This is a genomic window from Paenibacillus radicis (ex Xue et al. 2023) (assembly GCF_024722015.1).
GTDB lineage: Bacteria > Bacillota > Bacilli > Paenibacillales > NBRC-103111 > Paenibacillus_S.
The window spans coordinates 82,868-108,753 of record NZ_JANQBD010000018.1 but is presented as its reverse complement, the minus strand read 5'-3'; the positions used below and the strand labels follow the sequence as shown (position 1 = coordinate 108,753).

Below are 25,886 nucleotides of genomic sequence, written 5' to 3'. Positions count from 1 at the left end.
GTTAAGCTTCCTTTCCGCACTCCAATTGTTGATTAAGCTTTTCCGCTAAATCAATCAATTCCAGCGGTTCGCTGATCGTATAGTCCGGTATCTCGCTATCATCTGCATGCAGCTTAGGATATCTTGGCGTCCAGCTCAGGAAAACACTTCTAATCCCCATTTGATTGGCTCCCTTAACATCCCGGCTCAAATTGTTGCCCACCATAATAATTCGGGAGCAGTCCTGCTCGCTAAGATCCAAAGCTCCAATCGCTGCTTTGAACATACGGGAACTTGGCTTAAAAGCCTTAACGGTTTCTGAATACACCATCGTAGTAAAATAATCGTACAAGCCGTTTTGCGTCAAAATATTTTTGAACGATTGCGCATAACCATCCGCTACAATAGCAAGTGTATAACCACGCTCAGCCAGTGTCTTAACCATCACATCTGCTCCTGGAATTACATTGGCTTGAATGACGATATCGTGCTCATCCCGTATCTCCGTTCCCTCGTCAATAATCGTATCCCCACAGTCCAGAAAAATAATTAGCTTCTTAGGTTCGGTAACATCCACTGTATTAGGATTCATTTTTTACACCCCTCAATTTCAATTCGTCTGCATAGTGGCATGAAACATAATGGTTTTCACTTACTGCGCGAAGCTCTGGCTTCTCCTGGGTACACTTATCAGTCCTGTAAGCGCATCTGGGATGAAAATGACAACCGCTAGGTGGATTCGCCGGATTGGGGACCTCTCCTTCAAGTATAATTCTATCCTTTTTATAATTCGGGTCAGGCTCGGGTACGGCGGACAAAAGCGCTTCCGTATAAGGATGCTTAGGGTGAGTAAAAAGTGATTCAACAGATGCTAATTCCACAATTTTACCCAAGTGCATAACAGCTACCCTATCCGATATGTTCTGGACAATAGATAGATCATGGGAGATGAAAATATACGTGATCTGCAGCTGCTCCTGCAGGTCCTTCAGCAGATTTATAATTTGAGCTTTAATCGAAACATCCAGAGCTGAAACAGCTTCATCGCAAACGATTAATCTGGGCTCGGAAATTAGTGCTCTGGCGATAGCTATACGTTGTCGTTGCCCACCGGAAAAGGCGTGGGGATATCGTTTGAGGTAGCTGACATTTAATCCTGTTTTTTGTGCGATTTGGGTAACCTTGTCATCAACTTCCGATTTGGTCAGCTTAAAGTTGGCAATCAACGGCTCGGAAATAATATCATACACACTCATTCTAGGACTTAAAGATGAATAAGGATCTTGAAAAATCATCTGAATATCTTTTCTGTATGTTTTGAATTCTTTACCGCGAAGCCCTAGAAAATCAACCTTTTCTCCGCCATCCGTATGATAGATCACTTGCCCTGACGATGCATTCATTCCCCTTACGATACATCTGCCTAAAGTCGTTTTTCCACAGCCAGACTCACCGACGATGCTCAAGGTTTCACCCTCTAACAGCTCAAAAGATACATTGTCCAGCACTCGAATGGAGGAAGGCTTACTAAATAATTTGTTTTTAGATTTCACTTGGAAATCTTTGTTCAGATTGTTTACAGCTAATATGGGTTTAGACATATTGATCACCTTCATCCTCATCCTTATACAAAAAGCATCTAACCATATGATTGTCGGAGAACCGAGTTTTGGGTACGGCTTGCCTATCGCATACACCCTCAATCCTATCGCTGCAGCGATCATAAAAGCCGCACATGGGAGGCATATTTATAGCCATCGGAACTGTACCCTCGATAGATTCCAAACGCTTATTTTTGTTCCCGCCTAATCTTGGCATCGATCTGAGCAGCCCTTTCGTATAAGGGTGTTTAGGATTATTGAAAATCTCCTCTACTGTCGATTGCTCCACAATTTTCCCCAAATACATAACAGCCACTTCATCGCACATTTCTGCGATTATGCCAAGATCATGTGTCACTAAGAGAATGGCCATACCAAATTCCTTTTGCAGCCCTTTCATTAATTCCAGCACTTGTGCCTGAATCGTTACATCCAGTGCCGTTGTTGGCTCATCAGCGATCAACAATTCCGGATTGCAGGACAAGGCCATAGAGATCATCGCTCGCTGCCGCATTCCACCGGAAAACTCATGCGGATATTGATCGAATCGCTTCTCTTGATCGGATATGCCAACCTTGCTAAGCATTTCAAGCGCAATTTGCTTAGCTTCTTTTTTATTTTTGGTGCGATGGATTAAAATCGATTCCATGATCTGATTTCCGATTGTGTACATGGGTGAAAATGCAGTCATCGGCTCTTGAAAAATCATTGAGATTTTTCTGCCTCGAATAGAACGAATCTGTGGGCCACGCGGATCCAAGGATAGCAAGTTCAATTGATTTAACGTCTTCTCAGAGGAGGAGTGATAAACAATTTTGCCTGAAGTTTCACACTCTTTGGGATTGATGCTAATAATAGCTCTGCTGGTTAGGCTCTTACCACAGCCTGACTCCCCAACAAGACCTAAAGTTTTACCTTTTTTTATTTCGAAGTCCACTCCATCTACGGCGTTCATTTCCCCGTTATCCATTTGGATTCGAATTTTCAGGTCCTGAACGGAAAGAAGGGGCTGTTCAGATTCAATTGGCGATGCTTGAGCTGTCATAATATCCCCTCACCCTACGCTAATATGGAATTCAATTATTTCTTATATGGATCCGCCGCATCACGTAATCCATCGCCTAGAAAGTTAAAAGTTAATACAGTAATGATTACAAAACCTAATGGGATCAGCTTCCACGGGTATAACGCAATATTCTCAATCTGCTGAGCCTCCTGAAGCAATACTCCCCAGCTGGTAGCCGGTGAACGGATACCAAGTCCAAGAAAGCTCATTGCCGTCTCACCTAGAATCATACTCGGTATGGCTAATGTGGTTGCTACAACCAGATAACTAATAAAACCTGGTAAAAGATGCTTAATAATAATTTTCGTATCGCTTACACCTGCGATTTTGGCTGCTAATACATATTCTTCATTTTTTAAAGAGATAAACTTCCCTCTTGCAACCCTTGCCAGCTCCGTCCACCCAATAAATGCGAATATAATTACGATGTAAATATACATCGTTACGACGGGTATGCGTGCCGGTATTGCTGCCGATAATGCCATCCATAAAGGAAGTGTAGGAAATGAACGAATAATTTCAATGATCCGCTGAATCACAGAATCTATCCATCCCCCAAAATACCCCGATACTCCACCGATAATAAGTCCCAAGACAAAACTAATAGCAACTCCTAATAGAGGAATACTTAATGAAATTTGACTGCCCAGAACAATGCGTGATAGTAAATCTCTCCCCATCCCATCCGTACCGAATAAAAACAGGCGCCCTGGCTCATCCACTCCAAATAAATGTTTATTGGTTGAAAATAAGCCTAGAAACGTATAGCTTTCACCCTCGACAAAAAAGCGGACAGAATAGCGGATTTTCTCGTCTTGCACAAACACTTTTCGTAGCGTAACCGGGTCTCTTGCTGATTTTAGTTCATTAACAGCAGGTCTAAGCTGAAACTTACCGTCTGCATCTTTAAAGCTCACCTTAGTCGGAGGGGCATTCACATATTTGCTGTCATAGCTCTGTAGACCATAAGGCGCTATAAACTGTGCAAATATGGCGGTAATATAGAACAGCGATAAAATAAATAAGCTGATACGAGCCAATTTATGCTTCTTCAGCCTTACATACATAAGACGCCATTGCGAGCTGTAATACGCATCATTGGATTTGGCTGGTTTACTAATATTTGTTCTTTGTTTGCCAATTATCGGTATTGTTTTCATAGATCACATTCCTCTGAACTCTGTACGAATTTTTGGATCCAGCCATGCCAGTAAAATATCCGAAATCAATGTCCCGAGAACGGTTAATATAGCCATGAACAATAACCATGTACCAGCCAAGTACATGTCTTGACCTAATAAAGCGTTATACATCACGGGTCCCTGAATCGGTAAATTCAAGACAATCGCCGTAATGGTCGAGCCAGTGAAGATCGATGTTAGTGACCACCCAATTGTACTTACGATAGGATTCATAGCCGCGCGTGTTGGATATTTAAGCAATATTTTCGTTTCGGACAAGCCCTTGGATCTTGCCGTTACCACATTCGGCTTATTTAATTCGTCTAACATTTGTCCCCTCATAACCCGAATAAGCTCAGCTGTATTGGCCAGACCTATAACAATCACAGGGATAATCATATGCTTCAATAAGTCAAGGACTTTGTCCAGAGACCAGCCTGCATTCACATATTCACTTGAGAAAAGACCCAACAGCGGATTGCCAAAATACACATAAGAAAGATACATCAATATGATCGCCAATAAAAAATGCGGTGTAGCCATACCAAGAAAGCCAATTGCAGAATACAAATAATCGCCTATTGAATATTGCCTTACCGCACAGTAAATGCCTATAGGAATCGCCACTGCATAAGTAAAAGCCATAGTTACTAAGGAGACGATTATCGTTAACCCCATGTATTGCTCAATGACGACCATCACAGGCTTGTTATAGGTGAAGGAATAGCCAAAATCGAAATGAATAATAATATTTTTCATCCAAACCAGATATTGGATATACCAGGGTTGATCTAATTTAAGACTTGCTCTCATTTCATCCATGTCCTGCTGTGTCATTACATCACCCGCAATAGACATCTTAGCCGCGTAATTAGATACATAATCGCCGGGAGGAAGCTGAATGATGTAAAAGACGATTACGGAAATAAAAATAACGACGGGTATTACCAAGATGATTCTTCTCAAAATATATTGGAGCATCTTGTATCCTATCCTCTCCGGTTAATTCGAAGATGCAGCTTAACCCCATAGAGGGGAATTTAAATTCCCCTCATTATTATTTAAAACTACTTACGGTTTGATAAAAAATTGTGAAGGATGCCCATGTCCAAGGCTGCGGAATTCATCCGCATACACCAAATCCTTAGGAACATTGCCCACCTTGTTTGATGCAATTACAAGCCGAGGTGTCGGGCCTGCATAACCAATAATCCACTGATTTTTTTGATGAAGCTTAATAATCTCATTGCTCCATTTATTTATTTCCTCTTTACTTGCAGAAGCTTTTACTTTATTCCAGTAGTCAAGGATCAAGGCTACATCCCCTTCGGGTTTAACCCCTTCTTTACCATTTGAAGACGAATACAATCCATAATGTCCATACCATGGGGTAATGACTCTTAAAGGAACAAGCGTATCAGGACGGAAGGCAACATTGACTACAGAAATATTCTCGGTAGTTGCCGGGATTTTATTTGAGTATTTCAACTCTTGGTGGGTTCCTTGATCCACAACCTTCAGGTCAACTTTAATACCGACGCCTTCATAGTACTTTTTAATTAATTCCAAGAAAGCTGCGGTGTTGGTGCTGCCTTCAATAATGGTAATGGTTAAATCCGAACCGTCAGCGTTTAAACGGAAATTATTCTTATCGCGTTTGGTCAAACCCAGCTCATCCAAAAGCTGATTCGCACGGTTTTTATCGAATATACTCCACTGATCTGCCCAGCCTTTTTGATATCCAACCAAGCCTTCAGGTACAGAAGCCTGCTGGGGAGCACCTAATCCGTTCGTCGCAATCTCCGAAATTTCTTTACGATCTACAGCAACCGACAATGCTTCTCTAAATTTAATATCCTGGAACAGCTTTCGCAGATTAGGATCCGGAATGGTCTGATTGAATTGCAGACCCGCGCTTGACCAGGTTGGAGTAGTCCAAGGGAGCACCCGGAAATTCGCTTTTTTCTCATTTTCCTTCAGTACTGTGAAGTCTTTAAAGTCAAAATCCAGCAGGTTATAATCTCCCGCTAATGTGCCAAGAATTCTTTGCGCAGGATCTTGAACCTTGGTAGCTACGATACGATCCATGTAAGGAAGCTGATTTCCTTCAGCATCGACTTTCCAGAAATAAGGATTGCGCTCCATAATAAATTGGTCGCTATTAGGGTCGTTTTTAGCTACCCAAGCTCTTACTGTTGGAATTTGCGGATATACCCAATAGTAATAGCCTGTTGCAACCAGGAAAGATTTCACATCTTCAAAGCCCCATTTTTTAGCAACCTCAAGAGCTTTATCATTACCTATAAACTCAGGAAGAATCGTTTTTTGGAAATGCGCAGGCGCATGGAACCACTTGTTGTCAATGGCGACACGCTCCAAGAACTGCACGCTTGGATATTTATGTACGACCTTAAAGCTATAATCATCAATTTTGGTAACCGTAGCTAAAGCTTTTTCTCCAGTCACAGGATCAATGGAGTAATAGGCATCATAGATTTTTTTGCCGAAGGTTTCTTTAGTAAGCATATACTCCCAATAGAAAAGAACATCATCGGCCGTGAAAGGCATCCCATCTGACCATTTCATGCCTTTCCTTAAGTAAATGGTGAATTCAGTTGAATCTTTATTAACGTCATAGCCTTTCGCTACATTCGGTTCAATTGTACTTCCATCCTTGTTGAATCGGAAAAGCGCTTCCTCTGTTGGTTGGCCAACAGCCCAACGGTCATTAGGACCTCCCCACGGCATTTTCCAATCACCGCCGAATTTGCCTATCTCCTCTACAACCTTCTCAACCATGATATCTTCCTTAACTGGCATACGTTCAGTCACAGCTTTTAAAGATCCTGCACTGACAAGCTTTGTTAACATTGGAGCTTCTTTAAAGGCTTCAATTTTTTGTGGAACAACAGGTATGGGAGTCGGCTTCACTTCTACAGTTGTTTTTGCAGTTGGATCACTTTCACATGCTGACAAGATTATGACTAGGATCAGAATCATCAAACAAAGCAACCCATTTTTTTTCAAACTAATCCCCTCCATATGGATATAACGTGCTTCAATTCTTATTCGTAAAATACTTGTAAAAATCTACTGTTACTGTAACCTCACCTCCAAGCGCATTAAACCGGTTTAATAAACTTCAATATTTATTGCTTCTGCCTTTTTTGTTGGCTGAAATCACATTTTATTAAACCGGTTTAATAAAATTGATAAAAGAAAAGTTTACACTTAATCTCTCTCTAAAGAAGAACATTTGGTGTCTGCTTTACAGTACAACTCATCTTCTCTTAAACCGGTTTAATAAGTAATAAATGGAATTGTAAGCGTTTTATTATTTGTATCGTACATCTTAATAAATCTTATTGCAATAGTTTTTTTGCAGCGTTTAAGGAAATATTTGTTAAACATCCATTAATAAGGATGGCTTCAGGCAAAATAAAAAAGCCTATCACTCCATAAGGGGCAAACAGGCTTAAGCTTTATTAACGTTCTTATCTTTGTCATCGCCATGCTCGTCTTCTTCTTCTTTTTCTTCCTTTTGCTCCTGAAATTGAACATTTGTTTGCCCTGTTATGTAATCAAACGGGTTATATCGACTGTCCGGAATTTTGTTCTTTATAATTGTTTTAGTCATAATATAAATGATCAAAATGAACACCGGAGCAATTAAAGATAATAAGACAATCGAAGTAAAATCCATACCTTGATCCTCCTTTAACCTTAGCATACGAAAATTAACAGGCATATATACAAGCACATGAGCTTAAAGGAAAATCATTTAAAAAGGTACCCTTAGAGACTTTTCCCTTAGGATACCTTTATCTTATACTATCTGGAGTCGAACTAGCAAACTTTGGAAGTCTCCTTGAAGTGTCTCGGTAAGCTTAGAGCCGCGTAAAGAAGCTCATCTCCTCCAGATATCTCATTTTGATCCACCCACAGGCTTGTGTTCATATAATTTATTTCCCGTAAAATTGAATTCTTTGAATAGCTCCATCCTTGTCTATAATAACCAAACGACCGCTGGATTCCATACTCATTTTTACGATTCGTGTCTTATCCTTTATATGCATGGACAGGTCTTCTTTCAATAAAATGTTTCCATTAACATCAATGTGGTATAATGTCTTTCCCGAAATCACATAAAACTTCTCCCCATACGCACAAATTGAATCAATTGCATCCGGGATTAACAACGCCTTTGCAGAGGACTTGTATTGGGTTGAATTCAACTCCACTTGAGTTAACTGCTTGCTGCCTGCATCAAGTATGGTCAGTTTGTTGGAGTCCCATATAGCGGTGGTCGCTCCGCCTGAGAAGCGAATATGGTTCCCAACCTCTAACGGAGAAGCTAGTACGCCCTGCCTATCCCAGTCGATGATCCAGAGATTGCCTTGCTTAACATCACTTACCGCCATATGCCCTCTTCCATCGGAAACAACGAAGTCATGCTCGGTCAGCGCCTCTCGATCCTTTATAAAGCCTACAGCCAATATATCAGGTACGATTTGATTAATTATGGCTAATCTTATATCCTTGCTCCAGCTAGAAGTCAATACATAATTATTTCTCTCGTCAAAATAAATTCCATCTGGATTATCTGCGGTTTTCACTAGGGTCGGGGGTTGTTTCTCATCCTCATACACGAATGTCGGGTAAGGACTCAAGTCCTTCCATGCTTTTGTGTCGTAACTCCATATCTTAATCATTTGATTTTCCGTTTTGATCCATATATTTCCATGTTCATCCGTTATGAGTTGTTGAATTCGGCCACTAGTCTTTTCATTGTAAAGTCCTTGCTTGATTAATATTTCCGCTTCCGGAACCTTTAGTTTGGGACCAACAGGAATAATCCTTGGGAGCGGTACGTACTTGAAGTCTTCATTCGTTATAAACCTCAATCTGCGAATATTTCTCAGTTCTTCATCATAAAAGATCAAGTTCCCTGAAGAATCGAAAGTAAAAGAAGTGAACTCCTTTATGCTATATAATGACACTGGGTCAAGGGCTACTGGATACATTAGTTTTAATCCGTTATAGACAAACTGATTCCCATCATCAATAAATGGCTCCAGCTTTCCTTCCAGATCTAACGTCGAAATGCTTTTTCCTTGAGAAATATAAAATCTATCCTCTCTAACCGTTGCAAATTTAATATTGTCCGCTTTTACAAAAACTTTGGAAATTAATTGTTTTGTATTCAGATCAACTTTCATAAGCACCATAGTGCCTTGGTCCAGAATATAAAGTCCTGAATCTTTCACAAGAGCAGTTAGCGGCTTTCCACTGAAAGCAATATTTATTGTCCAATCCACTTTGGGTCCATTAGAACCAAATCTACCTATGTAACCTTTCTTGCTGTTACTGAAGATATAATCCCCATCTTGAAGTTGAATGATAAAATCTTGCGCTGCAATCGAACTTCCTTTATCCGCTTGCGCCACCAGCTTGCCAGTTGAACCAGTAAGAGATTGAATGGATACAAAATCAGGAACATTCCAGTTAGCTGCAAGCTGCAAATCCTTTTGATTAGATGATAGCAATAGCTTGACAGGAACCATACCATCCACAAACGGTTTCTGTTCCTTCGTATTAGCATTGACCTTGTCAGTACCAGAAATATTAAATGTGTCCGAAAACTTAAAAGTGCTTATGGCCCCCCCATTTTTGTCCAGACTGCGAACGGTGGGCATCGGAGTCCCTCTGTAATATTCAGTTTGGATAAAATAGATGTTATTCTGAGCATCTAGTTTCAGATCATTAAATTCATGATTGATTCTTGTCCCTTTTGAGCTAGATGACCCACTATCTTTACTATAAGTAACGGCTATATCATCAGCAAGCGTATCAACGATTGCATAGAGAGGCTGCACAGCTCCCTTATGAATCGAAGCTGCTCCTGAAGATAGTGCTGGAGAATCCGTCTTCGACGCTGCACCTCCTGCCGGTAGTGGAGCATCCTGAGGGAAAGCTTTCGCCAGCATTACTGCCGCTTCAGCTCTCGTGAGAGCAGACTTGGCACGTACTGTGCCATCCTCGAAGCCTGAAAGGATTCCTTTTTCAACGGCGATTTCCAAATCTTTTACAGCACTGGGCGCAATTGAATTAACATCCTTGAACCGCTCTTTCAATTGCATCTGTTCGCTGCTGCTCCACTTCTTGATGCGTACAATAGCTGCTGCTACATCTTCGCGCAATGCGGGTGAGTCTGGAGCAAATAAATCCTGTTCTGACTGGGCTTGATTTTGTACAAATGCTCCTTTGAGAGCTTCTGCAAAAGGCTTGTACCAGGCAGCTTGATCTACATCACGAAATACAGAGACAGATGATGCACTGGAATCTGTTCCACTTAATTGAGCCGCTTTGTACAGCAGCGAAGCAAATTCAGCTCTTGTTAAGGTCCGTGAAGGCTGAAAGGTTCCATCCTGATAGCCTTCGATAATTTGTTTGGCAGCCATCTTTTGAACGGCTTCATAGCTCCAATGCGATTCCGTAAGATCCGGAAACGATCTTTTTTCTACAGCGGCTGTTTCTGCACTAGCTGTTCCACACCATGCTGCCAAAAGCAATCCACTAACTAAAACAGTCCTCAACCGACTTGAATTGCTCAACGACCCCACCGACCCATAACATGTATTTTTATGCATTTTCAGCTATTCATTCTATTACAGCCTTATTATAGAATATAACGAATTCTTCTGCTCTGTCTAAAGAAATTTTGACAATTCACCCCATTTTTTTTGCTATAATAGCTAATAGATAGTGCATACATCACAAATTTAAGATGGAGGTTGAATCAATTTGAGTAAAGAATTGTCTCAGGAAGGATATTTCGGAGAGTTTGGCGGCAGCTTTGTTCCTCCGGAACTGCAAGAGGTGTTAGACTATTTAGCTGCACAATTCAATAAATATAAAGATGACCCTGAATTTAATGAAGAATATCGATATTATTTAAAGGAATATGTGGGTCGTGAAAATCCGTTAACCTTTGCCCAGCAATTGACGGCCAAATGGGATGGGGCTAAAATTTATTTAAAGCGCGAGGATCTCAATCATACTGGAGCACACAAGATCAATAATGTCGTAGGCCAGATTCTGCTTGCCAAACGTATGGGAGCCAAGAGAGTCATCGCAGAAACAGGCGCGGGACAGCATGGTGTAGCTACTGCAACTGCGTGTGCTATGTTCGATATGGAATGTGTCATTTATATGGGAGCGGAGGATACACGTCGTCAGGCTTTGAATGTATTCCGTATGGAGCTGCTCGGGGCTACCGTAATTCCTGTCACCAAAGGACAAGCCCGATTAAAAGACGCAGTTGACGAGGCTCTCAACGATCTTATTCAAAATTATAAAAGCACCTTTTACTTATTAGGCTCTGCTGTGGGACCTCACCCATTCCCAACCATGGTCAAACATTTCCAATCCATCGTAAGTGAAGAGTCCAAACGTCAAATATTGGAGAAGGAAGGACGTCTTCCCGATGCTGTATTAGCATGCGTAGGCGGCGGAAGCAACGCAATAGGCGCATTTGCTCACTACATCGAAGAACCTTCCGTTCGACTGATTGGGGTTGAGCCCGACCAGGCTCCCACATTAAATGAAGGTGTACCTGGTATCATTCACGGATTTAAATGTTTGGTATTGCTTGATGAGAACGGAAATCCAAAGCCTACCTATTCGATAGCTGCAGGCTTGGATTACCCTGGTATCGGCCCAGAGCACAGCTTCTTAAAAGTATCCGGACGCGCCGAATACGTAACCGTTACAAATCAAGAGGTTTTGGAAGCATTCCAGGAGCTATCCCGTGTTGAAGGAATTATACCTGCCCTTGAAAGTGCTCATGCCGTGGCCTACGCTAAGAAGCTCGCTCCGACAATGAGTAAGGATCAGATTATTATCATCAATCTATCCGGACGCGGGGACAAGGATGTTGAGCAAGTATTTCAAATGCTTAAATAATTGCCTTTCCGGCTCATAAAGTTATACACTTGGTATAGAAAAGGAAGCTTACGGATTTCCGCAGGCCTCCTTTTTGTCTTATTTTTTGGCTTCATAGAGCTGTACTCTTTGTAAATTGCCTCTCTCATCGAGCAGCATCAGTCGTCCATTCAAATCCATACTCATCTTGTGAATGAGCTTGCGCTCCCTCAGATAACCCGCTAAGTCTTCTGTCCAACTGATGCTCCCATTGGTTTCAATACAATAAAGCACGGTCCCCGACATCACATAAAATTTATCTTCATGGGTGCTGACGGCATCAATCGTGCCTTCGATTTTTAAATCTGCTATTTGTGCAGCATACTGGTGATCATTTATTTTCACTTGCGTTAATGTTTTATTGCCTGTATCCAATACACTTAGCTTTTGTTCATCCCAGATAGCCGCTGTAGATTTCCCTGAATAACGTATTTCTAGACCTACCTCAGACGGTAAAAGCTTATAGCCCTTGCGATCCCGATCAATAAACCACAGCTCTCCCTGGCTTACATCACTCACAACCATTTGACCTGTGCCATTAAAAGCAATGAAATCTTTTTCAGTAATTGGACCTTTATCTACCATATAACCAACGGTTATTGCTTCTGGAGCGATTGCATTTATCGATGCAATATTCAAATCCTGGCTCCATGCTGTCCTGTATATCATTTTATTTCTTTCATCGAAATACAGTCCACCCGTAAATGTGTACATCATAGGATCAAGTCGTTTCTGTTGGGCATCATAGTAGTCAAACTTCAGACCAAAAAAGTAATCCATACTTTCCCATGTAAATGAGTCTTGACTCCACAATCGCAAACGATTTAAAGGTCGTTTTTTTTCTAAGACGTATAAATTACCTTGTTCATTGTTAACCATGCTTATGACCATATTTCCTTGTTCGTCTTTTTGATAACCTATGTCTTGGTTAATGAAATCCGCCTTGGGTTTCGCCAATCTATTAGCTGTTTGAGCAACAGTGAGAGGCTTGGGTTCAATCGTCTGCTCCTTGACAAATCTTAGCCTGCGAATATTCGAAGATTGGTTATCTAAAAAAACAATATTCCCTGATGGTTCGAAAGCAAATTCACTAATCTCCATAATGCCAGGTTGATTCCTTGTATTCGAAAAAGATATATTACTTGAGCTTAAATCATTATAAACCAGCTGCTTCTCCTCTAAAAATGGCTCGATACGGCCCGCTAAATCAACCGAAAGCAGATTTTTACCCGTAGAAATATAAAATTGGTTGTCTTTTACAGCAGCGAAAACGATGTTATCTGCTTGAACAGCTATTTTTTCGACTACTTTTCTTAATTGAAGATCTACTTTAATGATAGTTTTCGAACCAGGATCCAATATATATAACAGTTCTCCTTGTACAAGTGCAGTCAAAGGCTTTCCACTAAAGCCAACCGCCGCTATCTGCTCATTTTCCCCATCTCCAGGTTTAATCCTTTGTACATTTCCATTCGTTATATCACTAAAAAGATAGTCTCCATTCGGGTGCTGAATGATAAAATCTTGTGTTGTCATCGTGGTGCCTTTTATCGTGTTCACAAGAGCTATCTTTTTGTCAGAAAAAGAGAATAACGACCAAAACTTACCGTTAATCCAGTTCACTATAAATTGTTTTTCTGAACTATTGACGGAAGCTAGTATTTTGATTGGTGTAAGATCATGCTTCGTAATAAGCTTTTGCTCTCTCATCTTATCAAATAGGGGACCAGATAATGAGGCTATCATAGAATCATCCACAGTCTCTACGGTTGAGGCAAGATGAGCATCCACGTTGAGCCGCTCTATCGTAGAAAAACTTACTGAAAAACCTTTAGTCGTTTGTACAAAATAAATATTTCCCTGAGAATCGACTGTTAAATTAGTTATGGGGAGTTTATCAAGTACACTGCGACCCGAATCATAGAGATTACCCTTATAAGTTACACCGACATCTTCCCCCAGCAAATCAACAATTGCATAAATCGGTTTTGGATTCAACGCTTGGGTCTTAATTGGAACCTCAGGGATTTGGGCTGCAGCCTCCGATTTCTTAGCCTGCTCCTGTTCCGTCGATGAAGATATCTCTTCTGAAAATGCCTTTGTTAATACGACAGCTGCTTCCACTCTTGTCAAAGCGGCTTTCCCGCGGATTGTTCCATCCTCGTAACCAGAAATAATGCCCCGCTCAACCGCGGCAGCCAGATCTTGCGCCGCGCCTTCCGATATACTGTTAAAATCATTGAATTTGGACTGCAAATCTGCCGGCTTTCCTCCAGCCCAGCCTCGTAATCGTACAATGGCAGCCGCCACATCCTCACGCAAAGCAGGTGCATCAGGATTAAAAACTTCCGTTTCGCTCTTTAACGAATTTTGTACAAACGTCCCTTTCAACGCATCTGCGTAGGGCTTGTACCAGGCAGAGGAATCCACATCTTTAAACACTGTTGCGGAGTCCGCCTTTTTTTCGTTCAGTTGGGCTGTTTTATACAACAACGCTGCAAATTCCGCTCGAGTCAGTGTCTGATTGGGGCGAAAGGTTCCATCCGGATAACCCTCTACAATCTTTTTCCCATACATTTCTTGAACAGCCTTGAAGCTCCAATGGCTCTCCGGTAAATCGGTGAAGGAGCTCTTATCAAGCGCAGCCACCCTTGGTTCATCGATATGGCTTAATGCTGATAGCAAAATAACAGCCATCATAAGCTTTGGCATAGTTTTATAAACTTTCAAATTTGCACCCATCCTTTTACCTATATGAAATCTTTTCAAATACTTATTTTAGCATATTAAGGAATAAATTGGTCAAAAAAATCATAGGACAAATTTACTGGAGCATACAATTATAAATAACTAATTAAGAGGTGAACCCGATGACTAAAAAATCAGTGACTTCCATGACGTTGGGACAGTTCATGGACAGACCGCAGAAAAAAAACCGTCACCGTTCTGTATTGTTTATGAGACTGCCTGGCGGGAAAAATACAGTAAAGTTTTTCCGCTATATATTCAGCTAACAAAAAAAAGCTTGAGGCACAATCATGCCCCAAGCTTTTTTTATGATTTTGCTGCTATTATTTGCGGCCCAACACATGAATCGGATGGCCCAATGCCACTTCAGCAGCATCCATAGTAATTTCACCTAATGTAGGATGCGCGTGAATCGTTAATGCAATATCTTCAACAGTTGCGCCTAATTCGATAGCCAGTGCCATCTCAGCGATCAGGTTCGATGCTTCCGCTCCAACAACCTGTGCACCAAGCAGCAATCCGGAATCTTTATCGCCAATCAGCTTCACGAAGCCTTCAGACAGGTTCATCGTCAAAGCGCGGCCATTAACGCCATAAGGGAATTTACCGACAGAAAGGTTGATTCCCTTCTCTTTGGCTTCGGTTTCGTTCAAGCCTACACTTGCAATCTCCGGATCGGAGAAAACAACGGCAGGGATGCATTTGTAGTCTACTACACTTGGAAGTCCAGCAATGGCTTCTGCCGCGATCTTGCCTTCGTAGCTGGCTTTATGAGCCAATGCCAAGCCTGCAACGATATCACCAATTGCATAAATATGCGGCACGTTCGTTTGGCACTGCTCATTTACCTTGATAAACCCACGCTCGCCGATTTCAACACCTGCTAATTCAAGCGAGAGATCTCCATCTGTATTAGGACGACGTCCAACTGTTACCAGTACATATTGAGCGGTAACTTTTTGTTCTTCGCCTTTTACTGTGAAGGTTACTGTAACATCTTTATCCGTTTGTTCACAGCCTTGAGCCAGCGCTTCGGTGAATACTTCAACGCCGCCTTTTTTCAAGTTGCGTCCAACCAAGGTTGACAGCTCTTTCTCAAAGCCAGGAAGTACAGAATCAGAACCTTCCAGCACCGTTACTTTCGTACCCAGCTTGGAATAAGTTTGCCCCAGCTCGATGCCAATATAGCCGCCGCCGATGACAACCATGCTCTCAGGAATTTCCTTAAGATCAAGGGCTTCCGTAGAGGACAAGATACGGCCTCCGAACGGGAAGGTTTTTAACTCAATCGGACGGGAGCCCGTAGCGATAATGCAATGGTTGAAACGGTAGCGAGCTGTTTCATTATCGTTAAATACTCTTGCTTCATGGTCATTGATGAACAAAGCTTCACCATTAAACACTTGAATTTTATTGCCTTTAAGCAGTTGACCGACACCGCCGGTCATCTTCTTCACAATACCTGATTTCCATTCTTGGACCTTGCTGAAATCAACCTTCACATTCTCAGCTGTGATCCCAATGGAATTATTATGGGTAGCAGCTTCATACTGATGGGCTGCATTGATTAATGCCTTGGAAGGGATGCAGCCACGGTTCAAGCATACGCCCCCAACCTCGGATTTATCGATAACCAGTACGCTTTTGCCTAGCTGTGAAGCACGAATTGCCGCCACATAACCGCCAGGACCCGCACCGATGACTAATACGTCTATTTCGACGGAAGCATCTCCTACTACCATATCTTACACCTCCATAATTAGAAGCTCTGGATCAGCCAACAGCTGCTTAATGTAGTTCAAGAAGTTTTGAGCTGTTGCGCCATCAATAATACGGTGATCAAAGCTTAGGGACAATGCCATAACTGGAGCGATAACGATCTCACCATTTTTCACAACCGGCTTCTCAGTGATACGGCCTGTTCCCAGGATCGATACTTCAGGGAAGTTAATAACCGGTGTAAAGAACATACCGCCAGCGGAACCAATGTTAGTGATAGACAGTGTGCCGCCTTTCATTTCCGCAGGAGCCAGCTTACCGTCGCGTCCCCGTGTTGCCAAATCTTTGATGGATTCAGCGATAGACCAAATATTTTTGCGGTCCGCGTCATGGATAACCGGAACGATCAAGCCGTTATCCGTGTCCGTTGCGATTCCGATATTGTAATATTTTTTGTAGACAATTTCGTTCTTCTCTTCGTCGATCATTGCGTTCATTGCCGGGAATTGACGTGCTGCGGCAACCAATGCCTTAACAATGAATGGCAAGTAAGTCAGCTTGACGCCTTTCTTCTCTGCCGCTGCTTTCGCTCTTCCGCGCAAGGCGACGAGCTGTGTGACGTCGACTTCGTCCATCAATGTCACGTGCGGAGCCGTGTACACGGATTTGACCATTGCATTCGCGATTGCTTTGCGAATGCCTTTCAATGGAACGCGTTCTTCGACGCGTTCGCCTTGCACTGCTGCTGCCGGTGCTGCAGCAGCAGGAGCCGCTCCAGCTGCTGGCGCTTCGCTTGCAGCTGCAGGTGCCGCCGCAGGCACGCCGCCGCCTGCCGCAAAAGCAAGAACATCTTCCTTCGTCACGCGGCCATTAGGCCCGCTAGGTGTGACTTGTGCGATGTTCAAGCCTTTCTCGCGCGCGAGCTTGCGCACGCTTGGCGTAGCCAAAGCCTTGCCAGCGGATGCTCCCGCTGTTGGTGCGGCCGCAGGGGCTGCGCTAGCCAGCGGTGTGTCCAGCTGCGAGTTCGCGACGTTCGCCGCGATAGCTCCGCCAACCGCACACTCAGCTTCCGGCTCAGCAGCAGGAGCAGCTGGTGCCGCAGGTGCGCTTTCGCTGTGTCCGTGGCTCGCTTGCTGAGGCATTTCGCCTTCAACTTCGATTGTAGCGATTAAATCGCCGATCGTACAAACGGTGCCTTCGCCAACTTTGATATCGACGATTTTACCAGCTACTGGGGATGGCACTTCTACTGTGGACTTGTCATTCTGCACTTCCATGATGATCGTCTCATCATTGACCACGTCTCCCGGCTTTACAAGCCACTTGACGATCTCACCTTCGTGAATTCCTTCGCCAAGCTCAGGGAATTTATATTCGAATACCGCCACGATTTGCAACCTCCTAAGTATGGCGTACGCGGGAGTTGTTGGTTTGGGTCAATAGGTAGGAGCATCGCAAAAGCAACCGTTCCGGTTCCGACAAATACAACCGCCTCCGGCCGCTCTTGAAACCAGGTTTCCTTATTCTATAAGACATCTCAATGAAGAAACCTGTTTTCAAAGGCGGCACGTTAACTCTCCGGTCGGTCGTATTTGCCTCCACCTGCACTAACTATGCGGTGACCATACCTATAAACTCCAAAAATCACAATCCCGATACGCTTGGGATATATAGAGCAGGCTTGCATGTGTATCTGCAAGCCTATTAGTATTTATTAACCATGCAAGGTGCCATGTACCTCAGCACCTCCTAATTACTACCTCGCCTAGAAGTACGGTGATTAAAAAGCGGAGAGGGCGGAATCATTCTGGAGAAGCGTTAGCGTTCCCCTTTGTCCCCGGATTTTTACCGCTAAACGGTAATTATTCAGAAAAATCGGGGGACAAGAGGGATCGGAAGAATGATCCGCACTCGCAGCGGCAGTTGATCATCGAACTTCTAGAAATCCAAAACTTTATTTAAACCAGCTACGATACGAGCCGGGTTAGGCAGCCATTGGTCTTCAACTTGAGCAAAAGCATATACAGTGTCCGGAGGTGTTACGCGAAGCACTGGAGCTTCCAGGTGAAGGATCGCTTTCTCATTAATTTGAGCGATAACTTCAGCAGCGATACCTGAAGATTTTTGTGCTTCTTGTACAACAATTGCACGGTTCGTTTTCTTAATGGATTCAACGATAGTGTCGATATCAAGCGGCATCAAGGTACGAAGATCGATAACTTCGACTTTGGCTCCGCGAGCTTTTTCGATTTCTTCAGCAGCCTTCAAAGACGTATGAACCATAGCACCGTAAGTAATAATGGTAACGTCTGAGCCTTCGCGAACTACGTTCGCTTTACCGATAGGCACGGTGTATTCGCCTTCCGGCACTTCGGCGCGGAAAGAACGGTACAAATTCAAATGCTCCATGAAAAATACAGGATCGTTATCACGGATTGCAGAAATCAACAAGCCTTTTGCATCATAAGGATTGGAAGGAACAACTACCTTGATACCAGGCGTTTGTGTAAGCAAGCCTTCCAACGGATCTGTGTGAAGCTCAGCTGCTTTTACGCCGCCGCCAAAAGGAGTTCTGAATGTAATTGGCGCATTGTAGCGGCCGCCGGAACGGTAGCGCATACGTGCTGCCTGGATGGCAATTTGATCCAAAGCCTCATAGATAAAACCAACGAATTGAATCTCGGCAATCGGACGAAAGCCTTGAATCCCCATACCTACAGCTAAACCGCCGATTGCGGATTCTGCCAGAGGCGTATCAAATACGCGATCTTCTCCGAACTCAGCTTGCAGTCCTTCCGTTGCACGGAATACACCGCCGACTTTACCTACATCTTCCCCGAATATTACAACGTTAGGATCGCGCTGCAGCTCTACGCGCATTGCGTCCTTGATCGCTTGAATCATTGTCATTTGTGCCATGGTCTGCTTCCTCCTCTTTAACCGATATAATCCGCTTTTTGCTCTTCCAAATGATGCGGTGTAGTTTCAAACATGCTATCAATCAAGCCTGGAATCGTCATTTTTTCCGTTTGCTCTGCTTTTTTAATTTCTTCGGCAACTGTATTTTTTGCGTCTTCCACAGCTTTATTTTCATCTTCTTCAGTCCAAAGACCTTTAGCTGTCAAGTAAATACGGAAACGGTTCAAAGGATCTCTTGTTGATTCCCAATCAGCCGTTTCTTCCTTAGTACGATATTTGGACGGATCATCACCGGACATGGAGTGAGGCAGGAAGCGGTAAGTGATAGCTTCGATCAGCGTTGCGCCTTCACCGTTACGGCCGCGTTCAGCAGCATCTTGAACAGCTTTCACTACAGCAAGCACGTCCATTCCATCTACTTGAACACCTTTAATACCAGCAGCTACTGCTTTATGAGCTACCGATGCTGCAGCAGTTTGCTTGGAGAAAGGAGTTGTGATCGCATAACCGTTATTTTGAACGACAAAAATCGTTGGCAGCTTGAACGCTCCGGCAAAGTTCATGCCTTCATAGAAATCGCCCTCAGAGGAGCCTCCGTCACCCGTGTACGTAATCGCCACACGCTTTTCGCCGCGTTTTTTAAATGCCATGGAAACGCCCATCGCGTGTAAAATTTGTGCTCCAATAATGATTTGCGGCATAAGTACATGCGCATCGGCCGGAATTTGTCCGCCATGCTGATGGCCGCGTGAATATAAGAAAGCTTGATACATCGGAAGACCATGCCATACGATTTGCGGCATATCCCGATAGCCTGGACAGATAAAATCATCTTTATTTAAAGCGAACTCGCTGCCGATCATTGTCGCTTCTTGTCCGGAAACCGGAGCATAGAAACCAAGACGTCCTTGACGGGTCAAGTTAACAGCACGTTGATCCCATGTGCGCGTAAATACCATGCGTCTCATCAATTCTTTCAATTGATCGTCAGTCAATTTCGGCATTTCATTTTCATTTACAATGGTACCATCAGGTGCTAAAACGGATAAAGGAAGCACCTCAGATACGGCCACTTCGTATGGCTTACTCATGTACATTCACCTCAACGATAGATTTTCGTGCCTTGAAACTGGAGTTTCTGTTATAGTAGTATTATAAACCTGTTTTCCGTAATAAAACAACTACCCTCCTGAATTATATGATCTTTTTCGAGAATACGCTATATAACAGTTTCAAAAAACATATAATACAGATGATTAAATTTCAGCAAACTATTATAATACAACAGGAGGACAACCCTATGGATGACTCGTTCTATTACAAACGAAACATTGTCAAGGAGCTCGTTCCGTCCAGCATTTTAAGTGAACACCGTACAGTACGTATCTCATTACCGCCGGGCTATCAGGAACTTATCTCCTACCCTGTTATTTATTGTCAGGACGGAGAGCAGTTCATAAATTTCGGCAGAATCGCCACTCATATGAACCGTTTGGTTTACGATGAAGGCGTTGAGCCCGCTATTATTGTTTGCGTCGATACGATAACAGACGTCCGTACATCCGAATATGCCCCTGAAGGTGCGCTTTTTGACGATTATTGTCGATTTTTCACTCAGGAGCTGCTGCCGTTCGTCGAGCAAAAATACCCGGTACGTACTTCCCAATCGGAGCGCATTTTGGCGGGGGATTCATTGGGAGGTACCCTATCCTTACATCTCGCCTTAGATTATCGTGACCTATTTGGCAAAGTTATATCCTTATCAGGGGCATTTTTACAATCAACACAGGAACGGATTGCGAAGGAAGCCGATTTATCTTGGTTGGAGCTGTATATGCTGATCGGCTTGGACGAGCAGGAGGTAATAACGGAGCGTGGAACGTTCGATTTCCTTGAGGCAAATCGGCTTACCCGGGAGCTCCTCGAAGCAAGGAACTGTCAGTTAACTTACTTCGAGAAGCCGGGCAAGCATTTATGGGGCTTCTGGCAAAACGAGTTGCCCGCCGCGATGAAGCTTTTTTTGTAAATCTAACTTATCGTCTATACCTCGAAGCTGCTCATCAATTCGCGAATGAAGGTTTGGATCGAAGCACACATGTACGTCTCTTTTCGATAAACAATTCCGACGGATTTTTGAGGCACCGGGTCTTGGATGGGGATAGCCCGGATGCCCAAGCTCCCGATATTTTTTAAATAAGACCGCGGCAGGACGGCTCCTCCAATGTTGCTTTTAGCCATCTGAAGTAATGAATCCAGGGTGGACAACTCAAGAATTGGCTTTACGACAAATCCATACTGTGCGCAGTAGTTGTCCATCATTTGACGAACCAGGAATTTTTTCTGAAGCATCATGATCGGGTAGCTCTGGAGATCCTTCATTTCAATGAAACGAGCCTCTGCCAAGCTGCTGCTATCTGAAACTACCAACTGTAATTCTTCGTTATATAAAGGAATACTTTCAAGCAGATCGTCCTCAAGCGGCAAAAATATAACGCCTATATCCAGTTGATTCGTCAATAACCCTTCCTTAGTTTCGTCCGTAGCCAGCTCTGTCACAGAAAGCTCAACGCCTGGAAATTGTTTGTAAAATGAGATCATCGCCGATGTAAGCAGATGGTTGCCAGAACAGCCGATACGCAATCTTCCCCGCTGCATGCTGCTTAATTCATTTATAGCGGCCTTAGCTTGGTCTAACTCGTGAAATAAATTCAGGCTGTGTTTTAAAAGAATTTCTCCCGCTTCCGACCTATAAGTTTTTTTACCTATTCTCGTAAATAAAGGCGCCCCTACCCGATGCTCCAGCAGTTGGATTTGATGACTTAGTGTGGATTGACTGATCCCAAGCTTTTCAGCCGCTCTCGTAAAATGCAATTCCTCACATACCGCAATAAAATATTCCAAAAGCCGATGCTCCATACCCGTTCACCTCGCCCTATAATAATCGATGTTATCTATAATAATAAGAACCAATTCATAATTGATCAATGATCTATGATCTCTTATAGTTGGAAGTAGAGATGTATTTATTGCCAATTGAGGGGGAACCTGATCGTGAATCCAATACGTATAGAACTAAGCAATCAGCTCAAATCGAAGCCAGACCAACAATCATTAGGCTTTGGCAAGCATTTTACCGACCATATGTTTTTGATGGATTATTCCGCAGCTGAAGGCTGGCATGAACCTCGTATTGTCCCTTATGCCCCATTTGTACTTGATCCTGCAGCTATGGTGTTTCATTATGGCCAAGCCGTTTTCGAGGGATTAAAGGCTTATCGTTCACATGATGATCAAATTCTGTTGTTTCGTCCTGACAAAAACGCGCAGCGAATCAACCTCTCAAGCGAAAGAATCAGTATACCGCCCATTGATGAAGCTTTTTTCGTGGAAGCCCTCCAAACCCTTATCCGCATTGAAGCGGACTGGATCCCCTCTACAGAAGGAACCTCTCTATATATCCGCCCCTTTATAATTGCCACTGAAGCGGCTCTAGGCGTACGCTCATCCGATCATTATTTGTTTGCTATCATTCTTTCTCCGGGGGGTGCCTACTATGAGGAAGGCCTGAAGCCTATACGTATCTTCGTTGATAATCATTATGTAAGAGCCGTTCAAGGCGGCACCGGTCATGCCAAAACACCGGGCAATTATGCATCCAGCTTAAAAGCACAAATGGAAGCAAAGGAACAGCATAACTGTTCTCAAGTACTGTGGCTTGACGGTATCCAGAGATCCTATATCGAAGAAGTAGGGAGTATGAATGTTTTTTTCAAAATAAACGGCGAAGTGATTACCCCTGAATTAAACGGCAGCATTCTGGAGGGGATTACCCGCAATAGTGTTATCCACTTGCTAAGGCAATGGGACATCCCGGTAACGGAACGAAAAATATCTATAGATGAAATCATGCGCGCATCCGATAATGGATTATTGGAAGAGGTATTCGGCACCGGAACGGCAGCCGTCATTTCACCGGTAGGCGGGCTGTATTGGAACAGCCGCGATATTGTAATTAATCAGGGCATAACAGGGGCCTGCTCGCAAAAGCTATACGATACTTTAACTGGGATACAATGCGGTAAAGTGCAAGATGAGTGGGGATGGACAGTAAAATGCTAAGCTGCTTATATAGCAGCTTTTTTGCTGTCTGAAATTAAGACTTTCAAGGGAACTCTGAACATTTCTGGTTGAGGGAATAATAGAGTATACTTTTGATAGAATACGTACTGGAGGAGTGAAAAACGATTTTATGGAGCAATATAGCACTTTAATTGGCGTTGTTTTGGAAAAGCTTGATCAAACCTATAAGGATTTGAAGTTCAATTATAACGGCCTGGATTCTATTCTTAAGGGACATTCTGCCGAAGAAGCAGCTAATACCCCTGAACTGATAACTATAAAAGACCTGCGCGATACTTATGGCGAGCTTATTGAGCGGCTGGAAAGTCGTCTCCCCGGCATAAAGGAATGAATACTCATTCCTTCACGACTGGCAGGTATACGTTGTGATGACGACACTGCTCTGCTTCCAACCGCATATTTCGCTGCAACTTGCCCTCTTGCTCATGCTATCCCATAGCGTGCCTTCAGCATGAGCACTGTCTCCGCAATTTGCTGCTCATCAGGCAGTTGAAGCGGAGCTTCGCCTGCCGCTGCTGCCAGCTTGCGCTCTCGTACCGTTTGCTTCACGGAATCAACGAACCGCTGCTCATCGCACAGTCCGATCAGCTCCTCCAGGCTCCCCATGCTGTGCTCGTCCACCTCCGGAAAGGACTGCTCATCAGCTCCCTCAGCCGCTATGCGGTAAAACTCGCGGGCCAGCGCTGCTTTGCTTTCGCCGTCGCCGCGAACGACTACGAATGCCTGCACAACGATAGCTTTTGCCTGCCGCCGCTGTGCAATGCCACAAAACTTGCGCCCTCCGATGCTGAGATCATAATCTCCCGGGCAATAGGAGCCCTTGATCTCCCCCTTTTCCACATCTGGAGATAAGGTTTGCAGCGTGTCCTTGATTAAATGATACATCGTCTCGAAATCATGCCGATAATCGATCTGTCCTTGACGCTTGGGCATCACGAGTGAAATATTAACGACCCCCAGATCAAGCGGGACCGCAGCTCCACCGGAGTTGCGTACGGCAACCGAATACCCTTGAGATTCCAGCCACTGCTTAGCTTTCACAGCTTGCGGCAGACGGCTGTCTCTAAGTCCCATAACCAGCGCTCTCGGATGCCGCCACATATGTACAATCGGCGTCCCTCCCTCGCCCACCTGCCTGCATAACAGCTCTTCCATCGCAAACGGAACAAGCACTTCGTCATGTGCAGTATGCTGTGTACGGTCCCAAATCAACATACCGCCAGGTAAAGACCATTGCTTTGCTTCCATACGTACACACCTCTTTTTTCTACCAAATTTAGTTTCTCAACATAGGCTCGTATTGCCTGAATGCTGCCGCTAGCAAACCGCTTCTATTCCATCAAGTTGCAACTGAATCTTGTGAGGAAGGCTTTTTATCCAACAAGTAAGCAAGCCCCATAGTCGAAATTAGCAATAAGCCCGTAACCCAAAATACACTGTGGATCGAGAACACGCCGCTTATTACACCTCCTACTAAAGGTCCAAGCATCCCACCCAATTGATTAGCTGTCTGGTTGAGTCCAAAAGCCTGCCCACGGAAATCGCTTGGAGTTGTTCGAACAATAAGCGCATTCAATGCCGGAAACACCGCACAAAAGAAAGCCCCATAAATAAACCTGACAATAGAAAATCCCCATATATCATGAAACGGAATTTGCGCAAGATTGCCAAGCCCGCCCACTAATAATCCCACTAGCAATATTTTCCGAAATCCGATTTTATCTCCCAATCTCCCCCACCGAGGCGCAAAAATAAGACTGGCTACTCCAACTACTGAAAACACTATACCCGCCAACAGCGAGGCATCTTTGACTGAGCCGCCAATTTCAACAATGTACAAAGGCAATACCGGTTCGATAGTCATTACAGATAACTGGGTGAGAAGGGTTAACAGCAGCACGGTCATGAGTGCACGATTTCGCGCCAACAGCTTAAGTGATCCGAAAAAAGGAGGGCGCAGCTTGCCTGCAACAATTTTTTCCTCCTTCACCCAAATCAGAATTAATAGTGTCGCCATTAAAACTAAAACTCCTGCACTGGCAAAAGCAACCCGGTTGTCCAATAATTTGGAAATAATTCCCCCAAGCAGCGGTCCCATAATACCGCCGGTTGCTGTAGCAGTAGACATCATAGAAAGCGCATAACCTACTTTATTCTCAGGTGTGTTCGTACCGACTAACGCAATCGATCCTGGAATAAACCCGGTCAGCAATCCTTGCGCGATACGCAAAGCAAGCAATTGATAGGGACTTGTAACAAATGCTGTAAGTATGTAGATCGCACATATGACAAGACCTGCCCGCACAATCATAGGCTTTCGCCCATATTTGTCACCCATTGCCCCCCAGAATGGCGCCGAAATGGCACCTGCCAAAAAAGACGAGCTAAACAATAAGCCTGACCACATTTCCAAATTTTCATTTACTCCAATATGAATTAGAAATAATGGCAAAAAAGGAACAACCATAGTAAAACTAGCCGAGGTAACGAAGCACCCGACCCATAACAACCATAAATTTCGTTTCCATGTTTCCATTCCGAACTTTTCCC

Annotated in this window: 21 protein-coding genes; 5 read left to right on the top strand and 16 right to left on the bottom strand. The window is 43.6% G+C overall.

The window, feature by feature from the left end; translation table 11 throughout:
• Position 1 precedes the first annotated feature (1 nt).
• The 8 genes from NV381_RS23485 to NV381_RS23450 all read right to left on the bottom strand — a co-directional run bounded on the left by NV381_RS23485 (position 2) and on the right by NV381_RS23450 (position 10,393).
• Entirely contained in the window at positions 2 to 571 is a 570-nt protein-coding gene (locus tag NV381_RS23485; protein ID WP_258215722.1) for an HAD family hydrolase, read from the bottom strand.
• Positions 561 to 1,580: an ABC transporter ATP-binding protein gene (locus tag NV381_RS23480; protein WP_258215721.1), complete on the bottom strand. Its 1,020-nt coding sequence runs from the start codon at positions 1,578 to 1,580 to the stop codon at positions 561 to 563. The genes NV381_RS23485 and NV381_RS23480 overlap by 11 nt, the downstream gene beginning before the upstream one ends.
• Complete coding sequence (locus NV381_RS23475) at positions 1,573 to 2,625, bottom strand: ABC transporter ATP-binding protein (protein ID WP_258215720.1); 1,053 nt, start codon at positions 2,623 to 2,625, stop codon at positions 1,573 to 1,575. Before NV381_RS23475 ends, NV381_RS23480 begins: the two co-directional genes overlap by 8 nt.
• Positions 2,626 to 2,660: 35 nt before the next feature.
• A complete protein-coding gene (locus tag NV381_RS23470) occupies positions 2,661 to 3,806 on the bottom strand; it encodes an ABC transporter permease (protein ID WP_258215719.1) in 1,146 nt (381 codons plus the stop codon).
• A gap of 3 nt (positions 3,807 to 3,809) precedes the next feature.
• The gene (locus tag NV381_RS23465; RefSeq protein ID WP_258215718.1) at positions 3,810 to 4,808 is read right to left on the bottom strand and encodes an ABC transporter permease; all 999 of its coding nucleotides are present in this window, start codon (positions 4,806 to 4,808) and stop codon (positions 3,810 to 3,812) included.
• A 90-nt stretch (positions 4,809 to 4,898) separates the two neighbouring features.
• Entirely contained in the window at positions 4,899 to 6,854 is a 1,956-nt protein-coding gene (locus NV381_RS23460; RefSeq protein WP_258215717.1) for an ABC transporter substrate-binding protein, read from the bottom strand.
• Between the two features lie 448 nt (positions 6,855 to 7,302).
• The gene (locus NV381_RS23455; RefSeq protein WP_258215716.1) at positions 7,303 to 7,530 is read right to left on the bottom strand and encodes a DUF3951 domain-containing protein; all 228 of its coding nucleotides are present in this window, start codon (positions 7,528 to 7,530) and stop codon (positions 7,303 to 7,305) included.
• A 259-nt stretch (positions 7,531 to 7,789) separates the two neighbouring features.
• Positions 7,790 to 10,393, bottom strand: coding sequence for an S-layer homology domain-containing protein (locus tag NV381_RS23450; RefSeq protein ID WP_258215715.1), 2,604 nt, complete (start codon positions 10,391 to 10,393; stop codon positions 7,790 to 7,792).
• Positions 10,394 to 10,631: 238 nt separating this feature from the next.
• On the opposite strand from NV381_RS23450, the gene trpB reads away from it, so the two are divergent.
• Positions 10,632 to 11,792 (top strand): tryptophan synthase subunit beta, encoded by a 1,161-nt coding sequence (gene trpB, locus NV381_RS23445; protein ID WP_258215714.1) that lies wholly within the window; start codon positions 10,632 to 10,634, stop codon positions 11,790 to 11,792.
• Positions 11,793 to 11,870: 78 nt separating this feature from the next.
• Here the strand turns inward: trpB and NV381_RS23440 are convergent, their stop codons facing one another.
• Entirely contained in the window at positions 11,871 to 14,540 is a 2,670-nt protein-coding gene (locus tag NV381_RS23440; protein ID WP_258215713.1) for an S-layer homology domain-containing protein, read from the bottom strand.
• A gap of 140 nt (positions 14,541 to 14,680) precedes the next feature.
• Between NV381_RS23440 and NV381_RS23435 the strand changes: the two genes are divergently transcribed.
• The gene (locus NV381_RS23435) at positions 14,681 to 14,824 is read left to right on the top strand and encodes a hypothetical protein (RefSeq protein WP_258215712.1); all 144 of its coding nucleotides are present in this window, start codon (positions 14,681 to 14,683) and stop codon (positions 14,822 to 14,824) included.
• 57 nt (positions 14,825 to 14,881) lie between these two features.
• On the opposite strand, the gene lpdA is transcribed toward NV381_RS23435, so the two are convergent.
• The 4 genes from lpdA to pdhA form a co-directional block, all read right to left on the bottom strand.
• A complete protein-coding gene (gene lpdA / locus NV381_RS23430; RefSeq protein WP_258215711.1) occupies positions 14,882 to 16,300 on the bottom strand; it encodes a dihydrolipoyl dehydrogenase in 1,419 nt (472 codons plus the stop codon).
• Between the two features lie 3 nt (positions 16,301 to 16,303).
• Positions 16,304 to 17,665, bottom strand: a complete 1,362-nt coding sequence (locus NV381_RS23425) for a dihydrolipoamide acetyltransferase family protein (protein WP_258215710.1) — start codon at positions 17,663 to 17,665, stop codon at positions 16,304 to 16,306.
• Between the two features lie 550 nt (positions 17,666 to 18,215).
• A complete protein-coding gene (locus NV381_RS23420) occupies positions 18,216 to 19,196 on the bottom strand; it encodes an alpha-ketoacid dehydrogenase subunit beta (RefSeq protein ID WP_258215709.1) in 981 nt (326 codons plus the stop codon).
• Between the two features lie 17 nt (positions 19,197 to 19,213).
• Positions 19,214 to 20,287, bottom strand: coding sequence for a pyruvate dehydrogenase (acetyl-transferring) E1 component subunit alpha (pdhA, locus tag NV381_RS23415; RefSeq protein ID WP_258215708.1), 1,074 nt, complete (start codon positions 20,285 to 20,287; stop codon positions 19,214 to 19,216).
• A 209-nt stretch (positions 20,288 to 20,496) separates the two neighbouring features.
• Here pdhA and NV381_RS23410 point away from each other — a divergent pair, with 209 nt between their 5' ends.
• Positions 20,497 to 21,222, top strand: a complete 726-nt coding sequence (locus tag NV381_RS23410; protein ID WP_258215707.1) for an alpha/beta hydrolase — start codon at positions 20,497 to 20,499, stop codon at positions 21,220 to 21,222.
• 14 nt (positions 21,223 to 21,236) lie between these two features.
• Here the strand turns inward: NV381_RS23410 and NV381_RS23405 are convergent, their stop codons facing one another.
• Complete coding sequence (locus NV381_RS23405) at positions 21,237 to 22,112, bottom strand: LysR family transcriptional regulator (RefSeq protein WP_258215706.1); 876 nt, start codon at positions 22,110 to 22,112, stop codon at positions 21,237 to 21,239.
• A gap of 129 nt (positions 22,113 to 22,241) precedes the next feature.
• Between NV381_RS23405 and NV381_RS23400 the strand changes: the two genes are divergently transcribed.
• Positions 22,242 to 23,315: a branched-chain amino acid aminotransferase gene (locus NV381_RS23400; RefSeq protein WP_419182294.1), complete on the top strand. Its 1,074-nt coding sequence runs from the start codon at positions 22,242 to 22,244 to the stop codon at positions 23,313 to 23,315.
• Positions 23,316 to 23,445: 130 nt separating this feature from the next.
• Positions 23,446 to 23,667, top strand: a complete 222-nt coding sequence (locus tag NV381_RS23395; protein ID WP_258215705.1) for a hypothetical protein — start codon at positions 23,446 to 23,448, stop codon at positions 23,665 to 23,667.
• 92 nt (positions 23,668 to 23,759) lie between these two features.
• On the opposite strand, the gene NV381_RS23390 is transcribed toward NV381_RS23395, so the two are convergent.
• Together NV381_RS23390 and NV381_RS23385 are read right to left on the bottom strand one after the other, a co-directional pair.
• A complete protein-coding gene (locus tag NV381_RS23390) occupies positions 23,760 to 24,584 on the bottom strand; it encodes a lipoate--protein ligase family protein (RefSeq protein WP_258215704.1) in 825 nt (274 codons plus the stop codon).
• Between the two features lie 91 nt (positions 24,585 to 24,675).
• The gene (locus NV381_RS23385) at positions 24,676 to 25,872 is read right to left on the bottom strand and encodes an MFS transporter (protein WP_258215703.1); all 1,197 of its coding nucleotides are present in this window, start codon (positions 25,870 to 25,872) and stop codon (positions 24,676 to 24,678) included.
• Positions 25,873 to 25,886 lie beyond the last annotated feature (14 nt).